20 protein-coding genes are annotated in these 22,856 nt (G+C 70.9%); 17 read left to right on the top strand and 3 right to left on the bottom strand.

Annotated elements, in window-relative coordinates:
- Positions 1 to 38: 38 nt before the first annotated feature.
- The 6 genes from dnaK (at position 39) to EV284_RS25525 (ending at position 6,892) form a co-directional block, all read left to right on the top strand.
- Positions 39 to 1,880 (top strand): molecular chaperone DnaK, encoded by a 1,842-nt coding sequence (gene dnaK / locus EV284_RS25500; protein WP_086692773.1) that lies wholly within the window; start codon positions 39 to 41, stop codon positions 1,878 to 1,880.
- Positions 1,877 to 2,527: a nucleotide exchange factor GrpE gene (gene grpE, locus EV284_RS25505; RefSeq protein ID WP_130338077.1), complete on the top strand. Its 651-nt coding sequence runs from the start codon at positions 1,877 to 1,879 to the stop codon at positions 2,525 to 2,527. The genes dnaK and grpE overlap by 4 nt, the downstream gene beginning before the upstream one ends.
- Positions 2,528 to 2,572: 45 nt before the next feature.
- Entirely contained in the window at positions 2,573 to 3,754 is a 1,182-nt protein-coding gene (gene dnaJ, locus EV284_RS25510; protein ID WP_130338079.1) for a molecular chaperone DnaJ, read from the top strand.
- Positions 3,755 to 3,759: 5 nt separating this feature from the next.
- Positions 3,760 to 4,218 carry a helix-turn-helix domain-containing protein gene (locus tag EV284_RS25515; protein WP_030816557.1) on the top strand — a complete coding sequence of 153 codons (459 nt, stop codon included), beginning with the start codon at positions 3,760 to 3,762 and terminating at the stop codon, positions 4,216 to 4,218.
- A 319-nt stretch (positions 4,219 to 4,537) separates the two neighbouring features.
- On the top strand, positions 4,538 to 5,644 hold the full coding sequence (locus EV284_RS25520; RefSeq protein WP_130338463.1) for a substrate-binding domain-containing protein: 1,107 nt from the start codon (positions 4,538 to 4,540) through the stop codon (positions 5,642 to 5,644).
- Between the two features lie 219 nt (positions 5,645 to 5,863).
- Entirely contained in the window at positions 5,864 to 6,892 is a 1,029-nt protein-coding gene (locus EV284_RS25525; RefSeq protein ID WP_165425637.1) for a helix-turn-helix transcriptional regulator, read from the top strand.
- A 6-nt stretch (positions 6,893 to 6,898) separates the two neighbouring features.
- Here the strand turns inward: EV284_RS25525 and EV284_RS25530 are convergent, their stop codons facing one another.
- Positions 6,899 to 7,912: a helix-turn-helix transcriptional regulator gene (locus tag EV284_RS25530; protein ID WP_165425638.1), complete on the bottom strand. Its 1,014-nt coding sequence runs from the start codon at positions 7,910 to 7,912 to the stop codon at positions 6,899 to 6,901.
- 349 nt (positions 7,913 to 8,261) lie between these two features.
- Here EV284_RS25530 and EV284_RS25540 point away from each other — a divergent pair, with 349 nt between their 5' ends.
- A complete protein-coding gene (locus tag EV284_RS25540; RefSeq protein WP_030816552.1) occupies positions 8,262 to 8,597 on the top strand; it encodes a hypothetical protein in 336 nt (111 codons plus the stop codon).
- Positions 8,598 to 8,736: 139 nt separating this feature from the next.
- Here the strand turns inward: EV284_RS25540 and EV284_RS25545 are convergent, their stop codons facing one another.
- Positions 8,737 to 9,150, bottom strand: coding sequence for a TIGR03618 family F420-dependent PPOX class oxidoreductase (locus EV284_RS25545; protein ID WP_130338087.1), 414 nt, complete (start codon positions 9,148 to 9,150; stop codon positions 8,737 to 8,739).
- 115 nt (positions 9,151 to 9,265) lie between these two features.
- On the opposite strand from EV284_RS25545, the gene clpB reads away from it, so the two are divergent.
- The 4 genes from clpB (at position 9,266) to EV284_RS25565 (ending at position 14,533) form a co-directional block, all read left to right on the top strand.
- Complete coding sequence (clpB, locus tag EV284_RS25550) at positions 9,266 to 11,863, top strand: ATP-dependent chaperone ClpB (protein ID WP_130338089.1); 2,598 nt, start codon at positions 9,266 to 9,268, stop codon at positions 11,861 to 11,863.
- 151 nt (positions 11,864 to 12,014) lie between these two features.
- Complete coding sequence (locus tag EV284_RS25555; protein ID WP_130338091.1) at positions 12,015 to 13,301, top strand: ATP-binding protein; 1,287 nt, start codon at positions 12,015 to 12,017, stop codon at positions 13,299 to 13,301.
- A complete protein-coding gene (locus EV284_RS25560) occupies positions 13,279 to 13,869 on the top strand; it encodes an RloB family protein (RefSeq protein ID WP_130338093.1) in 591 nt (196 codons plus the stop codon). The genes EV284_RS25555 and EV284_RS25560 overlap by 23 nt, the downstream gene beginning before the upstream one ends.
- A gap of 133 nt (positions 13,870 to 14,002) precedes the next feature.
- Positions 14,003 to 14,533, top strand: a complete 531-nt coding sequence (locus EV284_RS25565; RefSeq protein ID WP_030816547.1) for a YbjN domain-containing protein — start codon at positions 14,003 to 14,005, stop codon at positions 14,531 to 14,533.
- 77 nt (positions 14,534 to 14,610) lie between these two features.
- Here EV284_RS25565 and EV284_RS25570 read toward each other — a convergent pair whose 3' ends face one another.
- Positions 14,611 to 15,798 (bottom strand): pyridoxal phosphate-dependent aminotransferase, encoded by a 1,188-nt coding sequence (locus EV284_RS25570; RefSeq protein ID WP_130338095.1) that lies wholly within the window; start codon positions 15,796 to 15,798, stop codon positions 14,611 to 14,613.
- A gap of 1,024 nt (positions 15,799 to 16,822) precedes the next feature.
- On the opposite strand from EV284_RS25570, the gene EV284_RS25580 reads away from it, so the two are divergent.
- The 6 genes from EV284_RS25580 (at position 16,823) to fbaA (ending at position 22,812) form a co-directional block, all read left to right on the top strand.
- Entirely contained in the window at positions 16,823 to 17,350 is a 528-nt protein-coding gene (locus EV284_RS25580; RefSeq protein WP_130338099.1) for a DUF2617 family protein, read from the top strand.
- A gap of 80 nt (positions 17,351 to 17,430) precedes the next feature.
- Entirely contained in the window at positions 17,431 to 19,077 is a 1,647-nt protein-coding gene (locus tag EV284_RS25585) for a polyamine aminopropyltransferase (RefSeq protein ID WP_130338101.1), read from the top strand.
- A gap of 252 nt (positions 19,078 to 19,329) precedes the next feature.
- Positions 19,330 to 20,217: an SRPBCC family protein gene (locus EV284_RS25590; RefSeq protein ID WP_130338103.1), complete on the top strand. Its 888-nt coding sequence runs from the start codon at positions 19,330 to 19,332 to the stop codon at positions 20,215 to 20,217.
- A 45-nt stretch (positions 20,218 to 20,262) separates the two neighbouring features.
- A complete protein-coding gene (locus EV284_RS25595; RefSeq protein WP_130338105.1) occupies positions 20,263 to 21,051 on the top strand; it encodes an aldose 1-epimerase in 789 nt (262 codons plus the stop codon).
- Between the two features lie 34 nt (positions 21,052 to 21,085).
- On the top strand, positions 21,086 to 21,637 hold the full coding sequence (gene pyrE / locus EV284_RS25600; protein WP_030817046.1) for an orotate phosphoribosyltransferase: 552 nt from the start codon (positions 21,086 to 21,088) through the stop codon (positions 21,635 to 21,637).
- Between the two features lie 152 nt (positions 21,638 to 21,789).
- Complete coding sequence (gene fbaA / locus EV284_RS25605; RefSeq protein ID WP_130338107.1) at positions 21,790 to 22,812, top strand: class II fructose-bisphosphate aldolase; 1,023 nt, start codon at positions 21,790 to 21,792, stop codon at positions 22,810 to 22,812.
- Positions 22,813 to 22,856 lie beyond the last annotated feature (44 nt).

Below are 22,856 nucleotides of genomic sequence, written 5' to 3' on the forward strand. Positions count from 1 at the left end.
TGAGTCAGTCCCACTCAAGTCCTCTGGAGGAATCAACCATGGCACGTGCGGTCGGCATCGACCTGGGCACGACTAACTCCGTCGTCAGCGTTCTGGAGGGCGGCGAGCCCACCGTCATCACCAACGCCGAGGGTGCCCGGACCACGCCGTCCGTCGTCGCCTTCGCGAAGAACGGTGAGGTGCTCGTCGGCGAGGTCGCCAAGCGCCAGGCGGTCACGAACGTGGACCGGACCATCCGCTCGGTGAAGCGCCACATGGGCACCGACTGGAAGATCCAGCTCGACGGGAAGGACTTCAACCCGCAGCAGATCTCCGCCTTCATCCTGCAGAAGCTGAAGCGCGACGCCGAGTCCTACCTGGGCGAGAAGGTGACCGACGCGGTCATCACCGTCCCGGCGTACTTCAACGACTCCGAGCGTCAGGCGACCAAGGAGGCCGGTGAGATCGCGGGTCTGAACGTCCTGCGCATCGTCAACGAGCCGACCGCCGCCGCCCTCGCGTACGGCCTCGACAAGGACGACCAGACCATCCTGGTCTTCGACCTCGGTGGCGGCACCTTCGACGTGTCGCTGCTGGAGATCGGTGACGGCGTCGTCGAGGTGAAGGCCACCAACGGTGACAACCACCTCGGTGGTGACGACTGGGACCAGCGCGTCGTCGACTACCTGGTCCAGCAGTTCAAGGCCGGCCACGGCGTGGACCTCGCCAAGGACAAGATGGCCCTCCAGCGCCTCCGTGAGGCCGCCGAGAAGGCCAAGATCGAGCTGTCCTCCTCCACGGAGACCTCGATCAACCTGCCCTACATCACGGCGTCCGCCGAGGGCCCGCTGCACCTGGACGAGAAGCTCACCCGCGCCCAGTTCCAGCAGCTCACCGCCGACCTCCTGGAGCGCTGCAAGACGCCGTTCCACAACGTCATCAAGGACGCGGGCATCCAGCTCGGCGAGATCGACCACGTGGTCCTCGTCGGCGGTTCGACCCGTATGCCGGCCGTCGCCGAGCTGGTCAAGGAACTGACCGGCGGCAACGAGGCCAACAAGGGCGTCAACCCGGACGAGGTCGTCGCCATCGGCGCGGCCCTCCAGGCCGGTGTCCTCAAGGGCGAGGTCAAGGACGTCCTGCTCCTCGACGTCACCCCGCTGTCCCTCGGTATCGAGACCAAGGGCGGCATCATGACCAAGCTCATCGAGCGGAACACGACGATCCCGACCAAGCGGTCCGAGATCTTCACCACCGCCGAGGACAACCAGCCCTCCGTCCAGATCCAGGTCTACCAGGGCGAGCGCGAGATCGCGGCGTACAACAAGAAGCTCGGGATGTTCGAGCTGACCGGTCTGCCGCCGGCCCCGCGCGGTGTCCCGCAGATCGAGGTCGCCTTCGACATCGACGCCAACGGCATCATGCACGTGACCGCGAAGGACCTGGGCACGGGCAAGGAGCAGAAGATGACCGTCACCGGCGGCTCCTCGCTGCCGAAGGACGAGGTCGACCGCATGCGCCAGGAGGCGGAGAAGTACGCGGAGGAGGACCACGCCCGCCGCGAGGCCGCCGAGTCCCGCAACCAGGGCGAGCAGCTCGTCTACCAGACCGAGAAGTTCCTCAAGGACAACGAGGACAAGGTCCCGGGCGAGATCAAGACCGAGGTCGAGGAGGCTGTCGCCGAGCTGAAGGAGAAGCTCAAGGGCGAGGACAGCGCCGAGATCCGTACGGCCACCGAGAAGGTCGCGGCCGTCTCGCAGAAGCTCGGCCAGGCCATGTACGCCGACGCCCAGGGCGCCCAGGCCGCCGGCGGTCCGTCCGCCGACGCCGGTGAGGCCAAGGACGACGACGTCGTGGACGCCGAGATCGTCGACGACGAGCGCAAGGACGGTGCCGCGTGACGGAGGAGACCCCGGGCTTCGAGGAGAAGCCCGACGTCCCCTCCGGCGCGAACCCCGACGACGCCGAGCCGAAGGCCGCCTCCGAGAAGGAGGCGGCCCCGGCGGGGGACGCAACTGCGGACGCCGGTCTGGTGGCGCAGCTGGACCAGGTGCGGACGGCGCTCGGTGAGCGCACGGCCGACCTCCAGCGGCTCCAGGCCGAGTACCAGAACTACCGCCGCCGCGTCGAGCGCGACCGCGTCGCGGTCAAGGAGGTCGCCATCGCGAACCTCCTGACCGAGCTGCTGCCCGTGCTGGACGACATCGGCCGCGCGCGGGAGCACGGCGAACTGCTCGGCGGCTTCAAGTCGGTCGCCGAGTCGCTGGAGACCGTGGCGGCCAAGATGGGCCTCATGCAGTTCGGCAAGGAGGGCGAGCCCTTCGACCCGACGATCCACGAAGCCCTGATGCACTCCTACGCGCCCGACGTCACCGAGACGACGTGCGTGGCCATCCTCCAGCCCGGTTACCGCATCGGTGAGCGCACCATCCGCCCCGCGCGGGTGGCCGTCGCCGAGCCGCAGCCCGGCGCGCAGACCGTCAAGGCGGAGGAGGCCGAGGAGAGCGCGGCCGACGACAAGGAGAACGGTGGCCCGGAGGAGGGCTGACGTAATCACGGAAAGCATGCAGGTCCGGAAGGAGGGACGTCGGGGATGAGTACCAAGGACTTCATCGAGAAGGACTTCTACAAGGTCCTCGGCGTCCCCAAGGACGCCACCGAGGCCGAGATCAAGAAGGCGTACCGGAAGCTCGCCCGCGAGTTCCACCCGGACGCCAACAAGGGCAACACCCGCGCCGAAGAGCGCTTCAAGGAGATCTCCGAGGCGAACGACGTCCTCGGCGACCCCAAGAAGCGCAAGGAGTACGACGACGCGCGGGCCCTGTTCGGCAACGGCGGTTTCCGGCCGGGGCCGGGCGCGGGCGGCGGTCAGTTCAACTTCGACCTCGGCGACCTCTTCGGGGGCGCCGGCGGTGCGGGCGGCGCGCAGAGCGGCAGCTTCGGCGGCGGCCTGGGCGACGTCTTCGGCGGCCTGTTCAACCGGGGCGGCGCGGGTACCACCCGTACCCAGCCGCGCCGGGGGCAGGACGTCGACACCGAGGTGACGCTCAGCTTCACCGAGGCGATCGAGGGCGCGACCGTACCGCTCAGGATGACCTCCCAGGCGCCCTGCAAGGCGTGTTCGGGCACCGGCGACAAGAACGGCACACCGCGCGTGTGCCCGACCTGCGTCGGCACCGGGCAGGTCGCCCGGGGCTCGGGCGGCGGCTTCTCGCTCACCGACCCGTGCCCCGACTGCAAGGGCCGCGGCCTGATCGCCGAGCACCCCTGCGCCGAGTGCAGCGGCAGCGGCCGGGCCAAGTCCTCGCGCACCATGCAGGTCCGCATCCCGGCGGGTGTCACCGACGGGCAGCGCATCCGGCTGCGCGGCAAGGGCGCGCCCGGCGAGCGCGGCGGTCCGGCGGGCGATCTGTACGTCACCGTCCATGTGGGCGAGCACAAGGTGTTCGGCCGCAAGGGCGACAACCTCACCGTCACCGTCCCGGTCACCTTCACCGAGGCGGCGCTCGGCGGCGAGGTGCGGGTGCCCACCCTCGGCGGGTCCCCGGTCACCCTGAAGCTGCCGCCCGGCACGCCCAACGGCCGCACCATGCGGGCGCGGGGCAAGGGCGCGGCGCGCAAGGACGGCAGCCACGGCGATCTGCTGATCACCGTGGAGGTGAGTGTCCCGAAGGACCTCTCGGGGAAGGCTCGTGACGCGCTGGAGGCGTATCGCGAGGCGACTGCGGACGAGGACCCGCGGGCGGAGCTGTTCGAGGCCGCGAAGGGAGAATGAGCCCGATGGACACACCAGGTCGTCGGCGTAACCCGTACGAGCTGACCGAGGAGACCCCGGTCTACGTCATCTCGGTCGCCGCGCAGCTCTCCGGACTCCATCCGCAGACGCTCCGGCAGTACGACCGCCTCGGTCTGGTCTCCCCGGACCGCACGGCGGGGCGCGGGCGGCGCTATTCGGCCCGTGACATCGAACTGCTCCGCCAGGTGCAGCAGTTGTCGCAGGACGAGGGCATCAACCTGGCCGGCATCAAGCGCATCATCGAACTGGAGAACCACGTCGCGGCCCTCCAGTCCCGCGTGGCGGAGCTGGAGTCGGCGCTGGACGGCGCGGCGGCGACGATGCGTCAGCGCGAGGCCGCCGTGCACGCCTCCTACCGGCGCGACCTGGTCCCGTACCAGGAGGTCCAGCAGACCAGCGCGCTGGTGGTGTGGCGGCCGAAGCGGCAGCAGTCCGCGGACTGACGTATCCGAGCACCGTGGAAGGGGCCGGGAGGCACAAGCCTCCCGGCCCCTCCGCTCGTTCGGGAGGCAGACGTTCACCGCGTGGCTGACTTCGTTCGCCTGTGTGTACGTAACACGCGGTCCGCGCGGGGAGGTTGTGAAGGGTGTTTACGGCGGGTTCCGCAAGGTTCCGCCAGGTCTTCACCGGCTGAACGCAGCGTGGTGTTGCCATCTCGTTAAGTTGTTTTGCTTGACGCCACAGGGCGCCTCCGCGTTGTCTTTTCAGACACCCGGGTAGCACGCAGCACCCCGTCGGAACGCACCTGAAGTGAGCCCCCGAATGCGCCGTATCGCCATGTCCGTGGCCGTCTCCACGATGGTCCTCCCGCTCGCCGGCTGCGGCGTCCTGAACGCGGCGGGAGACGACGCGAGCGCGAGCCCGACCATGGGCGACCAGGTCACCGTCGGCCTGCTGCTGCCGGAGAAGGCGAACACCCGCTACGACAAGTTCGACTACCCCATCATCAAGAGCAAGGTGGCCGAACTGACGCACAAGAAGGGCAAGGTCGAGTACGCCAACGCCGACGCGGACGCCGGTCAGCAGGCCGAGCAGATGCAGCGGATGATCGACGAGAAGGTCAACGTCATCCTGCTGGACGCCGTCGACGCGCACGCGATCGCACCGACCGTGAAGAAGGCCAAGGACGCGGGCATCCCCGTCATCGCCTACGACCGCCTCGCCGAGGGCCCGATCCAGGCGTACATCTCCTTCGACAACGAGCTGGTCGGCGAGGTGCAGGGCCGTTCCCTGCTGGAGCGGCTGGGTTCGGGTGCCGGGCTCTCCGACAAGATCGTGATGATGAACGGCTCGCCCACCGACCCCAACGCCAAGCAGTTCAAGGAGGGCGCGCTCTCCGAGCTGAGCGGCAAGGTGACGATCGCGGAGAGCTTCGACACCAAGGACTGGAAGCCGGAGAACGCCCAGGCCAACATGACCGAGGCGATCGGCCGGATCGGCAAGGACAACATCGCCGCCGTCTACTCCGCCAACGACGGCATGGCCGCCGGCGTCATCAAGGCCCTGAAGAACGCCGGCGTCACCAGCCTGCCCCCGATCACCGGCCAGGACGCCGAACTGGACGGTGTGCAGCGCATCCTGGCGGGCCAGCAGTACATGAGCGTCTACAAGTCCTACCCGGACGAGGCCGAGGCGGCGGCGCAGATGGCCGTCGCCAAGGTCCAGGGCAAGGACATCCAGTTCGACGCCCTCACCCAGGACCGCGTCGACAGCCCCACCGACAAGCAGATCCCGGCCAAGCTGGTCCAGGTGACCGCGCTGACCAAGAGCAAGATCAAGGAGACGGTCGTGGAGGACGGCATCTACACCGTCGCCCAGATCTGCACCGCCCCCTACAAGTCGGCCTGCGCCGCCGCGGGCCTGCGCTGACGCGCGGAGACGCGGCCGGGGAGCGACCCGGAGACAGGTGAGGGAGGCGGCCCCGGTGACGGCGGGGCCGCCTCCCTTTTCGGGTGCCGTCCGGCCCTCGGCGATCCGGGCATACCGGTGTTTCGCGGTGCACGGGGCAGAAGGAGCCGTGTTGCGGAGGCGGGCGGCGCCGCGCATAGTTGCGCTGCGAAGTGGCGGCGACCGGGGGTGGAATGGGCGATGGCCGGGCACGCGACGGAGGAGCATCCCCACGGTGCCGACCGGCTGTGCGGGCAGGGGGACCGCGTGTACTCCCGTGCCGTGCGCCGGGGCCGGGTGCCCCGCGCGGACGCGGAGCCGGTGCCCTGCCTGCTGGAGCTGGCCCTGCTGCACCCCGACCCCGACGACATGGACTGGCTGGTCCCCACCTCCCCGCAGGAGGTGATGACGCGGCTGCTGCGCGGGGTCTACGACGAGGTCACCGAGAGCCGGCGCCGGATGGGCTCGGCGGTCGCCGCGTTCGACCGGTACGCCGGGCTCGGCCGTCACCTGCCCGCCCTCGGCACACCGGGTGAGGGCTCCGCGATCCGGGTGCTGGACGGACTCACCCGTATCCAGGCCGCGATGGACGAGGCGACCGAGCGGTGCGCGACCGAGGTGCTCACCGTGCAGCCCGGCGGCATCCGGCGCGAGGCCGAGCTGACCGAGGGACTGCACCGCGCGCTCGAACTGCGGGGCCGGGGCGTCCGGATGCGCGATCTGTACACCCATGTCGCCCGGCACGGCCAGGGGTTGCTCAACTACCTGGAGCTGATGGGCGACACGGTGGAGGCCCGCACGCTGGACGAGGTCATCGACCGGCTCATCCTCTTCGACCGCACGGTGGCCTTCATCCCCGCCAACACCGACCGCACGATGGCGTTGGAACTGCGCCACCCGGCGCTGGTGGAGTACCTGGTGACGGTCTTCGAGCGGCTGTGGCGGCTGGCGATCCCGCTCACCGCCCCGCTGCCCGACACCGGCATCGAGGGCATCTCGCACCGCGAACGCGCCATCGCCGCGCTGCTCGCCGAGGGCCACCAGGACGCGGTGATCGCCGAGCGGCTCGGCATCAGCGTGCGCACCTGCCGCGCGCACATCGCCCGGCTCTCGGACACCCTGGGCGCGGCCAGCCGTACCCAGCTCGGCGTCCGGATCGCCCAGGTGGGGCTGGACGGTCCCTCGCACGGACCGGCGCCCGCCCCCGCGGAGGGCGCGCACGCCCCCTGACCGGCCCTAGTCCGCTTCCTTGAGCATCCCGGAGCGGGCGATCAGATAGCCGAGCTGGGCCCGGCTGCCGCTGCCCAGCGCCGTGGCCAGCTTGGCGATGTGGGCGCGGCAGGTGCGGACGTTCATCCCGAGGCGCCGTGCGATGGCCTCGTCGACATGTCCCTCCACCAGCAGCTTGGCGATGGAGTGCTGGATGTCGGTGATGCCGTCCGGGGCGGTCCCGTAGGGCGTGCCGGCGCTCAGCGGGACCGCGCGGCTCCACATGAACTCGAAGACCTTGACCAGGTACCGCACCAGGCCGGGGTGGCGCAGCTCCAGGGCGACCTGGCGGTCCTCGCGGACCGGGATGAAGGCCACCGTCTCGTCGCAGATGATCAGCCGCTCGACCAGTTCGTCGATGGTGCGGTACTCGGCCTTGCCGTCGGTGAAGCGGTCCACGTAGGCGAGGCGGTCGGCGCTGTAGCGGGCGGTGTGCTGGTACAGGGTGCGGATGCGCACCCCGCGCTCGATCAGCGGGCGGTCGCGGTCCAGTGCCTCCAGGAGGCGGTTCTCGGGGCTGCGGCGGCCGCCGGGCTGCACGGTGAGCACCTCGGTGCGGCACTGGCCGGTGGCGAGGTCCAGGGCCGCGTTGATGCGGTCCAGGCCCTCCAGGACGGTGATGGCGTGCGTGGGCGCGTCCTCGCGGGCGCTCAGCGTCATGAACGGTTCGAAGATCTCGGAGAGCACGATGGACCGGCGCCGCCGCTCGGCGATCTCCCGCTCGATGGGGGTCAGCCGCTGGGCCAGCGCGACGGCCGGCGCCACCGGCCGCAGCCAGCCGGGATCGTCCGGGTCGGGGTGGAGCAGGGCGAACTCCATCAGGCACGGAGCCGCCTCGGCGTCCGCGCGCGGGATGCGGCCGGTGCGCAGCGCGCTCGCGTAGAGGCGGCTTCCTTCCGCGCACATCTCTGTCACCGCGTGGGGATGTGTCGCCTCTGTCCCGTTTGTTGCCAAATCTCCACCCCCCAGGGTCCTGAACATGCAGGAACATGATGCACCGATCGTGTGGCGATGATGTGCCTGAATGAGCCATCGTCTAATTCGACGGGGGAAGAGGGGACTTTCAAGTGAGGACGAAGCCGACCATGCGTAACAGAATGCTTCGCTCGGCGCTTGTTGCCGCTCTCTCCGCCGTTGCGGCCGTCGGAACACTGGCGGGCCTCTCCGGTGCGACGAGCGCGCACTCGCCGGGTGACGGGGGGGCCGTGCGAGCGGCGGGCGTTCAGGACACCCGGTGGGACACCACGCCGGCGGACACCAGGTGGGACACCACACCCGCGGACACGAGGTGGGACGTCGCCCCGCTCGACACGCGGTGGGACTGATCACCATGACCACGCCTCCCGACGACCGCTCCTTCCGTCGTGAGATGGCCACCGCCTACCGCTCCGGCTGGCACTTCATCGACCTGGTCACCGCCATCCCCCACAGCGGCGACTCGTTGATGGTGACGGTGTTCGGCGAGCCGGTGGTGGTCACCCGGGACGAGGACGAGGACGTACGGGCGTACCGCTGCCTGCGCAAGCCACGCGGCGCGCCGCAGCCGGTGCGGTGTGCCGTCCGGTACGGCATGATCTTCGTCAATCTGGACCAGCGGGACCACCGTCTCGCGGAGCCCGAGGTCGCCGACCTCAGGACCACAACTGCCACCCCCCGCAGTGCCTGACGCGATTCCCCCGTCGTAAAAGATCGCCTCAGGTACTTCCCCCCGCAGCGGCGTCACCGTGACCTGAACACGGTGACGCCGCTGCAGTTTCTGCGCATATTTCGGGGTTTCGGCCCTCCGGCCACGTGGCCGGAACTCTTCAGCCGCGTCCGAGCGCGCGTTCCACCCGGATCTCCAGGGCGACCCGCAGCGGGTTCTCCCGGGGCTCGCGGCCGTACCGCTCGGTGAAGCGCCGTTCCGCCTCCGCGACCGCCTCGCGGTCCTCGCGCACCCGCGCCCGCCCCTCCAGCGTGGCCCAGCGCCGGCCGTCCACCTGGCACACCGCCACCCGCGCGCCCTCCGCCCCGGCCGCGCGGACCAGCGCCGCCTTGGTGCTGGTGCCGCTGGTGATGACGCGGGCGACGCCGGCCTCGGGGTCCCAGGTCACGCACACCGGCACCACGTGCGGGCTGCCGTCCGGGCGCAGGGTGGTGAGCGTGCTCAGGTGCCGCTCCCGCCAGAAGGCGACGTACGACTCGTCCGGTGCGTCCAGGTCCACGGAGTATGAGGGCATGGCCGAAACCTAGCCAACCTGAAGTTCCCCGCGCTTAATTGAGCGCACCCGACTCAAGTTTGTGTACACTGGTTAAGTCATCAGTGGAGCAGTGGCGGAAGGGGAGAACACGCACGTGGACGCCGAGCTGACCAACAGGAGCCGGGACGCGATCAACGCCGCAAGCCAGCGGGCCGTGACGGAGGGGCACCCCGACCTGACGCCCGCTCACCTGTTGCTGGCGCTGCTCGCGGGCCAGGACAACGAGAACATCACCGACCTGCTCGCCGCCGTCGGCGCCGACCCGGCCGCCGTGCGCGCCGGGGCCGAGCGCGCGCTCGCCGCGCTGCCCAGCGTCACCGGCTCCACGGTCGCGCCCCCGCAGCCCAGCCGGGAGCTGCTCGCCGTCCTCGCGGACGCCGACGAGCGCGCCGGGGACCTCGGGGACGACTACCTCTCCACCGAACACCTGGTGACCGGTCTCGCCGCGAAGGGCGGCGCCGCCGGGGACGTGCTCCGGGAGCAGGGAGCCACCGCCAAGAAGCTGCAAGACGCCTTTCAGAAGGCCAGAGGAGGACGCCGCGTGACCACCGCCGACCCCGAGGGTCAGTACAAGGCCCTGGAGAAGTTCGGCACCGACTTCACCGCCGCCGCCCGGGAGGGCCGCCTCGACCCGGTCATCGGCCGGGACCAGGAGATCCGCCGGGTCGTGCAGGTGCTGAGCCGCCGCACCAAGAACAACCCCGTCCTCATCGGTGAGCCGGGCGTCGGCAAGACCGCCGTGGTCGAGGGGCTGGCCCAGCGCATCGTCAAGGGCGACGTGCCGGAGTCCCTGAAGGACAAGCGGCTGGTCTCGCTGGACCTCGGCGCGATGGTCGCGGGCGCCAAGTACCGCGGTGAGTTCGAGGAGCGGCTCAAGGCCGTGCTCTCGGAGATCAAGGACTCCGACGGGCAGGTCATCACCTTCATCGACGAGCTGCACACCGTCGTCGGCGCGGGCGCCGGGGGCGACTCCGCGATGGACGCGGGCAACATGCTCAAGCCGATGCTGGCCCGCGGCGAGCTGCGCATGGTCGGCGCGACGACGCTGGACGAGTACCGCGAGCGGATCGAGAAGGACCCGGCGCTGGAGCGGCGCTTCCAGCAGGTGCTGGTGGCCGAGCCGAGTGTCGAGGACACCATCGCGATCCTGCGCGGTCTGAAGGGGCGGTACGAGGCGCACCACAAGGTGCAGATCGCGGACAGCGCGCTGGTGGCCGCCGCGACCCTGTCCGACCGGTACATCACCTCCCGCTTCCTGCCCGACAAGGCGATCGACCTCGTGGACGAGGCCGCGTCCCGGCTGCGCATGGAGATCGACTCCTCCCCGGTGGAGATCGACGAGCTCCAGCGCGGGGTCGACCGGCTGCGGATGGAGGAGCTGGCGATCGGCAAGGAGACCGACCCGGCCTCCCGCGAGCGTCTGGAGCGGCTGCGCCGCGACCTCGCCGACAAGGAGGAGGAGCTGCGCGGGCTCACCGCCCGCTGGGAGAAGGAGAAGCAGTCCCTCAACCGCGTCGGTGAGCTGAAGGAGCGCCTGGACGACCTGCGCGGCCAGGCCGAACGCGCGCAGCGCGACGGTGACTTCGACACCGCCTCCAAGCTGCTGTACGGGCAGATCCCCGAGCTGGAGAAGGAACTGGAGGCCGCCTCGGCGGCCGAGGAGGAGGCCGCGCGGGACACCATGGTCAAGGAGGAGGTCGGCTCCGACGACATCGCGGACGTCGTCGCCGCCTGGACCGGCATCCCGGCCGGCCGCCTGCTGGAGGGCGAGACGCAGAAGCTGCTGCGCATGGAGGACGAGCTGGGCAAGCGGCTCATCGGCCAGAGCGAGGCCGTGCAGGCCGTCGCCGACGCGGTGCGCCGCTCGCGCGCCGGGGTCGCGGACCCGGACCGGCCCACCGGCTCCTTCCTGTTCCTCGGCCCGACCGGCGTCGGCAAGACGGAACTGGCCAAGGCGCTCGCGGACTTCCTCTTCGACGACGAGCGGGCGATGATCCGCATCGACATGTCGGAGTACGGCGAGAAGCACAGCGTCGCCCGTCTGGTCGGCGCGCCTCCCGGCTACGTCGGCTACGAGGAGGGCGGCCAGCTCACCGAGGCCGTGCGGCGGCGCCCGTACAGCGTGGTGCTGCTGGACGAGGTGGAGAAGGCGCACCCCGAGGTCTTCGACATCCTGCTCCAAGTGCTGGACGACGGCCGCCTGACGGACGGCCAGGGCCGTACGGTCGACTTCCGCAACACCATCCTGGTGCTCACCTCCAACCTGGGCAGCCAGTACCTGGTCGACCCGGCGCTGGACGAGGCGGAGAAGCGGCAGCGGGTGCTGGACACGGTGCGGGCCTCGTTCAAGCCGGAGTTCCTGAACCGGCTGGACGACCTCGTGGTGTTCTCCGCGCTCAGCGAGGCGGAGCTGGCCCGGATCGCCCGCCTCCAGATCGACCGGCTCGGCCGCCGGCTGGCGGAGCGGCGCCTCACCCTCGACGTCACGCCCGAGGCGCTGGCCTGGCTCGCCGAGGAGGGCAACGACCCGGCGTACGGCGCGCGCCCGCTGCGCCGCCTGGTCCAGACGGCCATCGGCGACCGGCTCGCCAAGGAGATCCTCTCCGGCGAGATCAAGGACGGCGACACGGTCCGCGTGGACCGCGCGGAGGGCGGCCTGAAGGTGGCCCCGGCGACGGGTAAGTCGCTCTGACCGGATGGCGTGAAAAGGCCCGCTTCCCCGTTTGGGTGGCGGGCCTTTTCGCATGGAGAGCCAGAAGCTAGCATTTGTTCAGTGGCAGATGTGAGATTCACTTGTTCACAAAGCGGGAAGTGGGGGTCATGACGTGCTTTTGAGTTTCAGAGTGGCCAATCACGGCTCGCTGCGTGATCCGCAGGAGCTGAACTTCGTTCCTGCTTATGACGCTGACCGCCCCGCACTGCCCGTGGCGGCGATCTATGGTGCCAACGCCTCGGGTAAGTCGACGGTGATGAACGCGTACCAGTTCTTCCTGCGCGTCGTGCGGGATTCCCAGGCCCGCTGGCTTCCGGACGAGCCGGTGAAGCGCCGTCCCTTCCTCCTGGATCACGACAGCAGGCGCGAACCGTCGAGCTACGCGGTGGATCTACTGATCGACGGGGTCCGCCATGTCTACGGCTTCAGCGCCGGTGACGGGGCTATCGAGGAGGAATGGCTCTACTCCTACCCGAAGGCCCGCAAGCGCGTCCTCTTCGAGCGCAAGGGCGGCGCGGTGACGTTCGGAGCCTCGCTCACCGGCGAGCGGGTCGCTGCTGAGCGGATCATGCGGGCCAACAGTCTGTACCTTTCCGCCGCCGCGCAGTCCGGACACGCGAGGTTGAGTGCCGTGTGGGAGGCCCTGCAGGGGGTCGCGGTTGTCGATGACAAGATGCGGCAGGCGCTGCCGACGGCAGGCTCCATCACCGCGGAAGTGTTCGACTTCTTCGAGAGGATGGGTATCGCGCGGGCCGAGGAACTGCTGGCGGCTGCGGATCTCGGAGTGCACGGCGTGCGGCCGAGCCAGGAGGACGATCCAGGACTCCAGCGTTACGCCGCCGAGTTCATGCGACTGCAGACTCAGGCGGGCCTCAGCGACGAGTTCACGGCATCGCTCACGCGGTCCATGAGCAAGTCGCTTCGATTCGTCCACCGGGTCGAAGACGAGGAGTTCTTGCTGACGGCCGAGGACGAGTCCGCCGGAACAAAGACCTGGCTCACCTTGGTCACCTTCTCGCTTCTCGCGATCGGCCGTGGCTCGCAACTGTGGATCGACGAGGTCGATGTCAGCCTGCACCCTTTGCTGACCGCCAAGCTCGTCAAGCTCTTCCAGAGCGCCGAAATGAACCCGCTCGGCGCCCAGCTGGTCTTCACCACACACGACGCATCGCTCCTCGGCACCATGCTCGGCGAAGAGGTGCTGCGCCGTGACCAGATCTGGTTCGTGGAGAAGGACGCGGCGACCGGAGCTTCGGAGCTGTACCCGCTGAGTGACTTCAAGCCGCGCAAGGGGGAGAACTTCGAGCGGCGCTATCTGGCGGGAAGCTACGGCGCGGTGCCGCTGCTCCCCGACGGGGCCTTCGAGGACATGGTCAAGCAGTACTGGGGGGCACGTGGCAAGGCCGTTTCCGCGTGAGGGATCGGGCCGCCGACGCGGCCCCGTCCGGCGCTCGGCGCGCACGCTGCTGATCGTCTGCGGCAGCAAGGAGACCGAACGCCAGTACTTCCAGGGCCTGCGCGAACAGTTACGAAATCCCGCTGTGTCCGTCGTCGTGCGAGGCAAGGCGTGCTCCCCCACGCAGTTGGTCGCCTACGCCAAGACCCAGCGCAGCCTCGGTAAGGACAGCTTCGACGAGGTCTGGTGCGTCTTCGACGTGGACCAGTTCCCCGACGTGTCGGCGGCCGTCGCCACCGCACGCCGCGCGGGCATCCGGGTGGCGGTCTCCCACCCGTGCTTCGAACTGTGGCTGCTGCTCCACTTCGCCGCGCACACGGCCCACGCGGCGACGTACAAGGCCCTGCTGCCAATCCTGCGCAAGCACGTGCCGGGGTACGACAAGACGCGCATCGACTTCGCTGTGTACCAAGACGGCCGAACCGAGGCGACGGAGCGTGCCCGCCGGCTGGACTCCAGCGGGCAGGATTACGCCCGGAACCCGTCGACCGGTGTATGGCAGCTCGTGGAACGAATGGAAGAGCGCTGAGGGTGGTACTCGCCGCTGAGAGCCCCGTACGGCGCAGGGCTGTCCGCCCGTGGCTGACAGGCCGCGCCGGGGCTTGCCACGGACCTCCCCCTCTGGGGGAGGATGGCGGAATTCCGTACGAAGGAGAACCACGGTGAGCATCGACCCGTCCTCGATTCCGAACTTCGGGGGCCAGCCCGAGCAGCAGCCGCAGGGACCGGCGGGCCCCGTCCTCCCGGATCAGGACCTCGTGAAGCAGCTCCTGGACCAGATGGAGCTGAAGTACGTCGTGGACGAGGAGGGCGACCTCGCGGCGCCCTGGGAGCAGTTCCGCACGTACTTCATGTTCCGCGGCGAGGACGAGCAGGCCGTCTTCTCGGTGCGGACCTTCTACGACCGCCCGCACCAGATCGAGGAGAAGACGCGGCTGCTCGAGTCGGTCGACGACTGGAACCGGCGCACCCTGTGGCCCAAGGTCTACACCCACACCCACGACGACGGCACCGTCCGCCTCATCGGCGAGGCGCAGATGCTGATCGGCACGGGCGTCGACCTCAACCACTTCGTCTCCTCCGTGGTGAGCTGGGTCCGCGCGGCCATCGAGTTCGACAAGTGGCTCGCCGAGCAGCTCGGCCTGGAGCAGGAGATCGACGACGCGGAGGACTCGGGCGGGGACGTGGAGTAGTCCACCCCACTGCCTGACCCGCACACGGCCGAGGGCCGGGGCGCAGCTCGCTGCCCCGGCCCTCGGCCGTTCCGTTCTCACGCCATACGGCGCAGGCGGTCCGTGGCTTCCTGGAGGATCTCCGGCTTCTTGCAGAACGCGAACCGTACGAACGGCGCGCCGGCCTCGCGGTCGTCGTAGAAGACGGCGTTGGGGATGGCCACCACGCCGGCGCGTTCGGGGAGGGCCCGGCAGAAGGCGAAGCCGTCCTTCTCGCCGAGAGGGCGGATGTCGGTGGTGACGAAGTAGGTGCCAGCGGGGCGGAAGACGCCGAAGCCCGCCTCCGCGAGGCCGGTGGCGAGGATGTCGCGGCGGGCGAGCATGTCGCGGCGGAAGCCGTCGAAGTAGGAGTCGGGCAGGGCGAGGGCCTCGGCGACCGCGTACTGGAAGGGGCCCGCGGAGACGTAGGTGAGGTACTGCTTCGCCGAGCGGACCGCGCTGACCAGGGCGGGAGCCGCCGTCACCCAGCCGACCTTCCAGCCCGTGAAGGAGAACGTCTTGCCGGCCGAGCCGATCGTCACCGTGCGGTCGCGCATGCCGGGGAAGCCCGCGAGCGGGAGGTGCTCGGCGTCGTCGAAGACCAGGTGCTCGTACACCTCGTCCGTCACCACCAGCAGGTCCCGCTCGACCGCCAGCTCGGCGATCGCGGTCAGCTCCTCGCGGGTGAGGACCGTGCCGGTGGGGTTGTGCGGGGTGTTGATCAGCAGCAGCCGGGTGCGGTCGGTGACGGCCGCGCGCAGCTCGTCCAGGTCCAGCCGGAAGCGGTCCTCGGCCGGGCGCAGCGTCACCGGTACGCGCCGCCCGCCCGCCATGGCGATGCTCGCCGCGTACGAGTCGTAGTACGGCTCCAGCGCCACCACCTCGTCACCCGGCTCCACCAGCGCGAGCAGGGCCGCCGCGATGGCCTCGGTGGCGCCCGCCGTGACCAGCACCTCGGTGTCGGGGTCGTACGCGAGGCCGTAGCGGTGCAGCTGGTGCGCGGTGATCGCGTGCCGCAGCTCCGGCACGCCCGGACCCGGCGGGTACTGGTTCCCCCGCCCGTCCCGCAGCGCCCGTACCGCCGCCTCCCTGATCTCCTCGGGGCCGTCCGTGTCGGGGAAACCCTGTCCGAGGTTGATCGCGCCGGTGGCCGTGGCCAGCGCGGACATCTCGGCGAAGATGGTCGTCCCGAACTCGGCGAGCCGGCGGTTGAGGTACGGACGTGCGGTGGAGGTCATGCCGGCCATCCTCCGCCCAAGCTCTGGAGTTCCTCAACTCGGCTTTGGGGTTCTTCGGGGGCGGGCATTTCCCGGTCACCGCGCGGTGCGCGGTGACCGACAGGGGGCCCACGGGGGGTCGCTTCGGGGGAACGGAAGGAGGGGGGACGCCATGGTTGTCGGCATCTTCCTGGTCGTGGTGATCGTGGTCGGACTGGTCGTGGTGCGGTCTCGGCGCCGGCGCGCGTCGGGGGCCTGGGGCAAGAAGGGGCGCGTCTCGCGGGGCCGGTCGTCCTCGGTGTCGTCGGGGTCGTCCGGGTCGTACGACGGCGGGGCCAGCTGGTGGGTGTGGGGCGGGGACTCCGGGTCCTCCTCCGGCGGGGGTCACCACGGTGGGCATCACGGGGGGCACTCCGGGCACTCCTGCGGCGGCGGTCACTCGTCGTGCGGCGGAGGGTCCTCCTGCGGTGGCGGCTCCTCCTGCGGTGGCGGCGGGGGCTGCGGAGGCGGCAACTGAGCCCTCGGGGCCACGCCCAGCCTCGCGGGGCACGCAGCTACGCGGGGCACGCCCAGCCTCTCGGGGCACCCATAGCTACGCGGGGCACGCACAGCCCGAGCGCGCGCAGCCCGGGCAACGCATACCGGAGCGCGCAGGCCGAGGCACGCGTACCGAGGCACGCACGCCGAGGCACGGACACCGAAGCGCGCGGGCGGTCGTAGCGGCGATATCCGGCCGTCCGCGGCCGCCCCCGCGTGGCGGAAACGCCCAGGGGGCGGCGCCCAGGGCGCGCGGGCCGGCGGAGCCACCCGCTCCGCGCTGGGCGTACGCCGTAGTTGAACAGTTGAGCTGTGGAGCCCTCTGAGGGATGGAAACCCTCCGAACTTGGGTAAAAACGCTGTGGCACGGCCAGTGTTCGTGATTCCCTCTAAAACACCACCTCAAGCCCTCGGACGTCCTAGGGACACCGCTTCTCCAGCCGGGCCGACCTGGCCGAATCGCCCGGTGTCACCGAGGTGTGCCGACCCTCTCCTTGTGTGTTAGCGGAGCCGACCCATGCTCACGACCCTGAACACGTCCTACACCGACACCCGAGCCGCAGACCTCGCCTGGGCCCTCGGCCGCGAACCGCTCCCGGCCCTGGCCACCCTCGACCTCGAACTGAGCGGCGTGAAGATGCAGTTGAGGCTGCTCGGCGCCTCGCACCAGGTCCTTCTGGAGGAGGACCGGGGCAGTTGTTCGGAGACGGTCGCCTGCATCCCCGGCTCCTCCACCCCGCTGCCCCTCGGCGTCGCCAAGCGCGTCGGCGACTGGGAGTACGACTTCGCGGCGCGCGTGGAGATGCTCACGCCGGGCTCCTTCGCGGGCCGCGCCCAGGAGTTGCTGGCGCTGGTCTCCGACCATCCGCACGGACTCGCCGGAGTCTTCCCCGGCAGCCCGCACGCCTTCACCGCGATGCTCGCCCAGCGGCACGAGGGCCAGGTGCGGTGGCGCACCTGGCACGCGTACCCGCAGGACGGGCAGTTGGTGGCGACCCGTACCCGCGTCGGGGTGCGGGTCCCGGCCGGGCAGGGCGCCTGGTAAACCAACAGGGCCAGGTTGACGGGGAGTTTCCACACGTGTGGGTGACGAAGCGTCCCGCTGCGGTGACGTAACGTCGCAGCGTGATCGATCCGCACGCTCCCGTGTCCCGGGGTGCCCCGCTGTCCTCGGGTGCCCCGCCCTGGACCGAGCCCGCGCGGCTGCCCGTCGAGCCCGGTACCGGGCGGTTCCTGGTGCTCGCGTGCGTCTTCGTCTGCGCGGCCTGCGGGCTCGTGTACGAGCTCGAACTCGTCGCCTTCGCCTCGTACTTGATCGGCGACTCGGTCACCCAGGCGTCCGTGGTGCTGTCGGTGATGGTGTTCGCCATGGGTATCGGCTCGCTCGGCGCGAAACGGCTGCGCTGGCACGCGGCGGTGGGGTTCGGTGCGATCGAGACCGCGCTCGCGCTGGTGGGCGGGTGCAGTGCGATGGCGCTGTACGCGGTGTTCGCGTGGACCGGTGGGTGGGGCGGGGTCTGGGCGGACGGGCCGCGCTGTCTGCTGGTCGGATTCTCGCTGGCCATCGGGTTGTTGGTGGGGGCCGAGGTGCCGTTGCTGATGGAGCTGATCCAGCGCATCCGGCGGCAGGACGCGGGCGGGGCGGTGGCCGATCTCTTCGCCGCCGACTATGTGGGCGCTCTGGTCGGGGGACTGGCGTTCCCCTTCGTACTCCTGCCGTTCCTGGGGCAGTTGACCGGCGCGCTGCTCACCGGGTCGGTGAACGTGGTCGCGGGGAGTGCGCTCGTGCTCGGGCTGTTCCGCCGCGATCTCACCCGGCGCGCCCGCTGGACGCTGCTCGTGGCCGGGCTCGCGGTGCTCGGCGTGCTCGCCTCCGCCGCCGTACTCGCCGGTGACTTCGAGGTGGCCGCCCGGCGCGCGGTGTACGGGCCGGACGTGCGGGTGGCCGCGCAGACGGATGTGCAGGAGGTGGTCCTCGCCGGGGGTACGGACGGCAAGCCGCTCGACCTCTTCCTCGACGGGCGGCTGCGGGTCGGGGGGCGCGACGAGCGGCGGTACCACGACGCGCTGGTCCATCCCGCGCTGTCGGGGCCGCACCGGCGGGTGCTGATCCTGGGCGGCGGGGACGGGCTGGCCGCGCGGGAGGTGCTGCGGCACAAGGGGGTCTCGCGGGTGGACGTGGTCGAACTGGACGCGGGTCTGGTGCGGTTGGCGCGCCACGACCCCGGCCTCTCGTCCCTCAACGCGCACGCGTACGACGACCCTCGGGTGCACGTCACCACGGCGGACGCGCTGACCTGGCTGCGGCGGGCACCGGCCGGCCGGTACGACGTGGTCCTCGCGGACCTTCCCGATCCCGGTATCACCGCGAGCACCAAGCTGTACTCCCAGGAGTTCTACGGGCTCACCCGGCGTGTCCTCGCCCCGGACGGCCGCCTCGCGGTGCACGCGGGCCCGGTGTCGGCGCGGCCCCGCGTCTTCTGGACCGTCGAGGCGACCCTGCGCGCGGCGGGCTTCTCCACCACCCCCTACCGGGTCCTCGGCCACGACACCGGCTTCGCCACCGGCCCCGACCGCTCGGCAGGCACCTCCCGGACCCCCCACGACTGGGGCTTCCTCCTCTCCGTCCCCGGCCCGAGGTCCCCCCGCCCCCGCCTCGGCCGCCACCCCTCCACCCTGACGGACTCGGACCTGACGGCGGACATCGCGGCGGCCCGGCTCACCCGCGTACCGGGTCTGTCCCCGTCGACGCTGGCGCATCCGCAGTACTGAGGACCCGAGCCGAGGCGCCTCACGGCTTCGGGCGCCCGCGCCGGCCGCGGGACCGGGCACCCTCCGCGGTCCCGAGCGAGGAGTGCCCTCCGCGCTGGTGCGGCCCCCTCGGCACCGGTGGGTTCCTCGGCGCGGGCGCGCAGCCCGCGGCCCCGCGGGACCGGACTCCCAGGGCGGAGGCCCAGGGGCCCGGTCTCCCGTTCGCCGCCAGGGCAGGTGCATTCCGGGGACTACTGGGTAGGCTCGGCCAACATGGAGCTCCAGGTCTTCGTTCCGGTTCCGGCCGACCGGCTCAGGGAGGCCCTCGCGGACGCCGTGAGGGTGGCCCGCGCGGTGCCGGGACTTCAGCAGGACGCCGGTGCGGCTCCCGTCGCCGGCCGCCTGAAGCTACGGGTCGGCGGGCACTCGGTCACGTACCGGGGCACGCTGACGGTGAGCCCCCGGGCGGACGGCACCTACGCGGTGCGCGCGGACGGTACGGAGTCCCGGGGCGCCGGTACGGTCACGCTCTCGCTGACCCTGACCCTCGCCCCCGCGGAGTCCGGCACGACGGTCACCGTGGGCGGCACGGCCAAGGCGGAGGGCCGCCTGGCGGAACTCCCCGCGGACGCCGTGACGACCGCGGCGAACCGGCTGCTGACCCGGACGCTGGAGACCCTGGCGGCGGCCGCGACGGAGGGCACCGGGCCGGCACAGCCAAAGGGCGCGCCCCAGCCGGAGCAGCAGGGGCGGGAAGCGTCCGGACCGGAGCAGCACGGACAGGGCGGGGCCACCGAGCCGGGCCGGCAGGCCGAGGCCGAGCCCACGGACGAGAAGCCCGGCCCGTCCCCCTCCGTCTTCGACGGCGAAGTCCCCCCGCCCTCCCTCGACCCCGAGACGGACGCCGCGATCCCCGACACCGTCCCCGACGGCCTGGAGGTCCGTGCGGAACCCCCCGCCGAGGCCGCCCACGCCCGCCGGACGATGATCGGCCGCAGCGCGGAGGAGGTCGACCACGCCCCGCCCCGAGGCCGCTACGCCCCCGTACCCGCGCCCCAGACGGTCACCGCCAGCCCGGTCCTCCGCTGGGCCGCCCCGGCGGCAGCGGTGGCGGTCGCCTCGGCGATCGTGGTCGTGAGAGCCCTCCGCAAGCGCCACTGAGCACCACCCCGCCGCACCCCCGGAGGGACCAGTAGGGTCGGCAGCGTGAGTAACGGAGAGATCACGTTGGCCGCGGGTGACGCGGAGGTACGGGTGCTGCCCGGTAACGGCGGGCGCATCGGAGGGCTGCTCGTCGGTGGGACGGAGCTGCTGCGGCAGGGGGAGCGGTTCGGGTGCTTCCCCATGGTGCCCTGGTGCGGGCGGATCAGGGACGGGCAGTTCCTGGACGGCGGGGTCGTACGGCAGATGCCGCTCAACTCCCCGCCGCACGCCATCCACGGCACCGCCCGCGACGGCGCCTGGCGCGTCGCGCGCGAGTCGGCCGGCGAGGCGGTGCTGACGTACGAACTGACCGATCCCTGGCCGCACCCCGGCAGGGTCACGCAGATCGTGAGCCTCGGTGAGGACAGTCTGACGCTGACCATGTCCGTGGAGACGTACGGGGATTCGTTCCCGGCGCAGGTCGGCTGGCACCCCTGGTTCAACCGGAACCTCGGCGGCGAGGACGTGACGATCGACTTCCACCCGGCGTGGCAGGAGGAGCGCGGCGAGGACCACCTGCCCACCGGCAACCGCGTCGAGCCGAAGCCCGGCCCGTGGGACGACTGCTTCGGCATGCCCGACGGAGTCGACGTACGCCTGACCTGGCCCGGACAGCTCGAACTGAAGGTGGCCAGCCGCGAACAGTGGGCGGTCGTCTACGACGAGCAGGACGCCGCCGTGTGCGTGGAGCCCCAGACCGGGCCGCCCAACGGCCTGAACACCGCCCAGCGCCTGGTCACCCCCCTGGAGCCGCTGGAGGCGTCCACCACCTGGACCTGGCGCCGCCTCTAAGCTGGGCGGTATGACGACGGACGCAAACGAAGTAATGCCGTCAGGCACACGTGGCGAACTGCTCCAGCAGATCAAGGACAAGGCCGTGGTGCACGGCAAGGTGACCCTCTCCTCGGGTCTGGAGGCCGACTACTACGTCGACCTGCGCCGCATCACCCTGGACGGCGAGGCCGCCCCCCTGGTCGGCCAGGTGCTGCTGGACCTCACCGCCGACCTGGACTTCGACGCGGTCGGCGGTCTCACCATGGGTGCCGACCCGGTGGCCGCCGCCATGCTGCACGCGGCCGCCGCGCGCGGGCAGCGGCTCGACGCGTTCGTGGTCCGCAAGGCCGCGAAGGCGCACGGTCTCCAGCGCCGGGTCGAGGGTCCGGACATCGCGGGCCGCCGGGTGCTGGTCGTCGAGGACACCTCCACCACCGGCGGTTCGCCGCTGACGGCGGTGGAGGCGGTACGGGAGGCCGGCGCGGAGGTCGTCGGCGTCGCCACGATCGTGGACCGGGCGACCGGTGCCGCGGAGAAGATCGAGGCCGGGGCGGGCGTTCCGTACCGGTTCGCCTTCTCGAAGGATGAACTGGGGCTGGACTGACGGTCCTCTTCCGGGCTGGACTTCTCCCCGGCCGTCAGACCGTCCGGCAGGGCGGGTCTGGAAAGATGGGGCCGACGCCGATGTCGCCCCCCAGGGTCCAGGTCAGGGCCGCATATCGCAGATCGCCAACCCGCAACACGAGGAGCGGACAGATGCCCATCGCAACTCCCGAGGTCTACAACGAGATGCTCGACCGGGCGAAGGCAGGCAAGTTCGCCTACCCGGCCATCAACGTCACCTCCAGCCAGACCCTGAACGCGGCGCTGCGCGGCTTCGCGGAGGCGGAGAGCGACGGCATCGTCCAGATCTCGACCGGCGGCGCGGAGTTCCTCGGCGGCCAGTACAACAAGGACATGGTGACCGGCGCGGTCGCGCTCGCGGAGTTCGCGCACGTCGTCGCCGAGAAGTACCCGGTCAACATCGCGCTGCACACCGACCACTGTCCCAAGGACAAGCTGGACGGTTACGTACGCCCGCTGCTCGCGCTGTCCGAGGAGCGGGTGAAGGCCGGGCGCAACCCGCTCTTCCAGTCGCACATGTGGGACGGCTCCGCCGAGACCCTCGCGGACAACCTGGCCATCGCCCAGGAACTGCTGGAGCAGGCCCGCCGCGCGAAGATCATCCTCGAGGTCGAGATCACCCCGACCGGCGGTGAGGAGGACGGCGTCTCGCACGAGATCAACGACTCCCTCTACACCACGGTCGACGACGCGATCCGCACCGTCGAGGCGCTGGGCCTGGGCGAGAAGGGCCGCTACCTGCTGGCCGCCTCCTTCGGCAACGTGCACGGCGTGTACAAGCCGGGCAACGTGGTGCTCCGTCCGGAGCTGCTGAAGGAGCTGAACGACGGGGTCGCCGCGAAGTTCGGCAAGCAGTCGCCGTTCGACTTCGTCTTCCACGGCGGTTCCGGTTCCTCCGAGGAGGAGATCCGTACCGCGCTGGAGAACGGCGTCGTGAAGATGAACATCGACACGGACACCCAGTACGCCTTCACCCGTCCGGTCGCCGACCACATGTTCCGTCAGTACGACGGTGTGCTGAAGATCGACGGCGAGGTCGGTGACAAGAAGCAGTACGACCCGCGCACCTGGGGCAAGCTGGCCGAGGCGGGCATGGCGGCGCGTGTCGTGACCGCCGCGAACAACCTGCGGTCGGCGGGCAACAAGATGAAGTGACCCCCCGAGGTCTCCCGTAGGGGGCCCGGCACCCTGTCTCGCGC

It is taken from the genome of Streptomyces sp. BK022 (assembly GCF_004217355.1).
In the GTDB taxonomy this organism is placed as follows: Bacteria; Actinomycetota; Actinomycetes; order Streptomycetales; family Streptomycetaceae; genus Streptomyces; species Streptomyces griseoluteus.